General features: G+C 36.3%; 2 protein-coding genes. Both read right to left on the reverse strand.

The genetic code is table 11. The features are described 5' to 3' along the window. Nucleotides 1–718, reverse strand: a 718-nt coding sequence (locus AC1DTM_RS28700) for a FecCD family ABC transporter permease (protein WP_477001515.1), incomplete at its 3' end; no start/stop codon positions are given. Continuing rightward, nucleotides 711–962 (reverse strand): iron chelate uptake ABC transporter family permease subunit (locus AC1DTM_RS28705; RefSeq protein ID WP_477001516.1); only part of this gene is annotated, 252 nt, incomplete at its 5' end. The genes AC1DTM_RS28700 and AC1DTM_RS28705, both read right to left, overlap by 8 nt.

The following is a 962-nucleotide window of genomic DNA, read 5'->3' on the forward strand; positions in this document are numbered from 1 at the left end:
CACCTAAACTCGTAATACTCGTTTCTTCCAATTGAAATAAATCTAATAAATAAGCTTTCTTTTGTATAAGCGGAATTAAAATGATAAGCCACGGTAACATAGCAACAATATACTTCCAGTTTGCACTATATATACTTCCTGATACCCAAACTGCAGCCATTTCAAAATCAGTTGACTTCATTTTGAGTGATAAATACATAGAGAATGCTCCAAATCCTGATCCAATTGCAATCCCTGTTAATAAAAGTCGCTGCGAGTCTAGCTTACCGTTTTTCCAAGAAAACAGATAAATTATTATCGCTGCACCTAATCCACCTATTAAGCCAAACATCGGCATCATCATAATAGAAACCCAGTCTGTGCTCTTTAACTGCCCTTGAAAGAAAAACATAAAAATTACGATTGCTGTACCTGCTCCGGCATTCACTCCTAAAATACCTGGATCCGCCAGGCCATTTCTCGTAATCCCCTGAATAACGGCCCCTGCAACACCTAGGCCTAATCCTACTAATCCAGCAATTACAATGCGCGGAAGGCGAAACTCAAAAATAACTAAATCATGGTCTGGTACTGGATCTATTCTAAAGAGTGTTTTAAATACATCTGTAATCGTAATATCAAACGTACCATTCGTTAAACTAATATAAATAGCACATAGTATTAAAAATATACTAATCCCCATTGTCATTCCAAAACGTTGACTTGAACTTTTAAGCATGTCTCTCTCCTCCTCTTGTACGGATTAAATAAAGGAAGAATGGAATTCCAATTAAGGAAGTAACGACTCCAATTGGTGTTTCAAATGGATAGTTTACAAATCTACTTAAAATGTCACATAATGCTAAGAAAATTCCACCAATAACGCCTGCACATGGCAAAATCCACTTATAATCTACCCCAATTAAAAAGCGAGTAATGTGTGGAATAATTAATCCTACAAAACCAACTTTCCCCACTAAAGC

Source organism: Bacillus sp. P4_D3, from assembly GCF_056401855.1.